Genomic DNA, 3,192 nt, shown 5'->3' on the forward strand with positions numbered 1-3,192 from the left:
GTAGTAGCTTTGTAGGTTTTTTTGCCTACTTTCAAGGTAAGTTTGACCTTTTTCATTACAGCTCCCTTGTTGTTTTTAAGGGTGATTGCGTATTTTTTGGTTTTAACACTAGCTTTAAAGGATTTTGCTTTTGCAGTCATTTTAGGACTTGCTTTCTTGACTACAACTTTAACGCTTTTAGTGGATGCAAGATAATTTGCATTTCCAGCATAAACTATCTTAGCAGTGTATGTTTTAGGAACCAAATTAGCCACATTTATTTTTATTTGACCGTTTTTATCGGTAGTGTATGTTTTAGCGGTTCCTAATGTTACAGTGACTTTAACTCCGCTTAATGCTTTACCGTTAGCGTCTGTCAATTTAATTGTCAAGTATTTGTTTACATTGTAGGTAGCAGTGACAGCACTTGCAGTGATTGCAGTAGGATTTTTAGCTACTGTAATAGTTTTAGTTACTGGCTCCACATCAGATCCTGCAACGCTTAATACAGCTTTGTAAGTTCCTGCAGGCAAGTTAACTGTCCATCCTTCACCGCTTAATGCAGAGTAATTAGCAACAAATGTACTTCCTTTATAAATGCTGATTATGGTTTTTACACCATCCAATACATGACCTTCAGCTCCTAAAGTGAATATGAACTTTTCACCAGAATTATAGAATGTATTGAAGTCAGAAGCAGCGAATACAGGAACAATGAATTTACAGTTTTCACTTGCAAGACCTATTGCATCATTACCTGCCACAGTTGCTGAATTAAGTATAAATGTACAGTTTGTTGCATTTCCTGTACTTATTGCTCCACCATAATCTGCAGAGTTTTGTATAAATGTACAGTTTGTTGCATCAGTTTCGGAAATTGCTCCTCCCCACTGTGCAGAGTTTTTTATGAAATTACAGTTATATGCATTTCCACGATATATTGCTCCACCATAGGATGGCATGAATTCAATAAGAACCTTTGCAGTGTTTTCAGTGAAGTTGCAATCAAATGCATTAACTTCGTAAATAGCACCACCACTCATTGCAGTATTTTGTGAAAAGCTACAGTTAGTTGCATTTCCAGCACCCATCGCTCCACCTCTCATTGCATAGTTTTCTATGAATGTACAATTTGTAGCATTACCAGCAAATGCACCAGCATATTCACTTGCAGAATTTTCTATGAATGTACAATTTATAGCATTACCAGCAAATGCACCCACTTCAGAAAATGCCTTATTTTCAATGAATGTACAATTTGTTGCATTTCCGAAATTAATTGCCCCACAATATTGAGTTGCGATATTCTTTGTAAAAATGGAGTTATATACAGTACCATTTTCTATTGCTCCACCATAAATTGCAGTATTTTGTGTGAAGTTACAGTTGCTTGCAGTGGAATTTACCATTGCTCCTCCACGAGATGCACTATTACTGTTGAAGGTACAGTTTTCTGCATTTCCGAATAATATTGCTCCACCATACTCTCCAGCATTATTTTGTGAAAAGCTAGAGTTAGCTACTTCACCATATACTATTGCCCCACCATATTTTGCATTATTATTATTGAATGTACAGTTAATTGCATAAGTAAATACCAATGCACCGCCAGCCTCTGCAGAATTTTGTGAGAAGAAACAGTTAGTTGCATTACCACTAAATGCCCCACACATTTCAGTTGCAGTATTGTTAATAAAGGTACAGTTGATTGCCTCACCCATAAATGCGCCACAATTTGTCGCAGTATTGTTTATGAATGTACAGTTGATTGCAGTAAATACTGCACTTCCATTACCCCAAATAGCACCTCCGTAATCATCTTCATCAGTGGCATTACCATTTATGAAAACAATATCTTTGAATGTTACATTGCAATCTGTAACATAGAAAATACGTGCCTGATTTTTTCCATCAATCGTGTGCCCATTACCATTGATTGTTAGATTACGGGTAATATTGATTCCTTTTTGGAAATGAGATTCAGTCATAGGCTGGTAAACATAATCTTCAGTTAAATTTACCTCATCTCCACCATTGACAATCTTATCACTCAACAAATAGAAGGATGGAGTTGTTGGTGGAGGTGTCGGAATATCACCATCACTTAATGCATTCTCATCCCCTTGTCCTAATTCATCATCTTGAATGTCTCCTAGATCCGCATCAGATATGCTTTCCTCCAAGACATTTTCATCAATTGCAGCATCATCTGCAGCGCTTACTGCAGATATGCTAAGCAAACTGATAAGCAATATTGCTATAAACATAATCTTTTTATTCAACATTATAACACCTTAACAGTTTTAATTGTTAATATATATAATAATGTGATATATATAATTCTTACGAAATGATTTGAAAATGTTCAAGAATTATTAAATTAGCAATTATTTCATTCATTATTTAATTCAATAAAATGAAATTCTTAAAAATAGTGGAATTTGTAAAAAATGAACTAATAAACTTAAAAAAAGAAAAAGTAGTAGATGATTTCTCATCTACTTTTTAACAGTTATTTTAACCTTTTTGCTTAAAGCTTTGTAGTATTTGTTTCCTGCAAATTTGATAACTGCAGTGTATTTGCCTTTTTTGGTTAATTTGGTAATTTTAAAGGTTGCTTTACCTTTGCTGTTTGTAGTAGCTTTGTAAGTCTTTTTACCTACTTTCAAGGTAAGTTTAACCTTTTTCAATACAGCACCTTTGTTATTTTTAAGGGTTACTGTGTACTTTTTGGTTTTAACCTTAACCTTAAAGGTCTTAGCTTTAGCAGTTAATTTTGGAGTAGCTTTCTTAACTGTTACTTTAACACTTTTAGTGAATGCAGTATAATTATCATTTCCAGCAAAACTGATTTTAGCAGTGTAGGTTTTAGGAACTAATTTAGCAACATTGATCTTGATTTGACCGTTCTTATCGGTTGTGTATGTTTTAGCAGTGCCTAAGGTTACAGTAACATTTACTCCGCTTAATGGGTTGCCTTTACCATCAGTTAATTTGATAACAAGGTATTTGTTCACATTGTAGGTTGCGGTAACTGCACTTGCGGTAATCTTAGCCGGGCTTTTAGCTACGGTTATTGTTTTGGTCACTGGCTCTACATTGGAGCCTTCAATGCTTAATATAGCTTGATATGTTCCAGCTGGCAAGTTAACTATCCAATCGATTCCGCTTAATACACTGTAATTAGCATAAGGTGTGCCATTTTTAATAATG

Annotated in this window: 1 protein-coding gene and 1 pseudogene; both read right to left on the reverse strand. The window is 34.6% G+C overall.

The genetic code is table 11. The annotated features are described in order from the left end of the window. A pseudogene (locus Q0409_RS08175) lies at window positions 1-2,264 on the reverse strand (hypothetical protein); the annotation flags it as partial. A 213-nt stretch (window positions 2,265-2,477) separates the two neighbouring features. Next, window positions 2,478-3,192: hypothetical protein (locus Q0409_RS08180; RefSeq protein ID WP_298536918.1), on the reverse strand; the 715-nt coding region annotated here is incomplete at its 5' end.

The organism is uncultured Methanobrevibacter sp. (assembly GCF_937898925.1).
In the GTDB taxonomy this organism is placed as follows: domain Archaea; phylum Methanobacteriota; class Methanobacteria; order Methanobacteriales; family Methanobacteriaceae; genus Methanobrevibacter.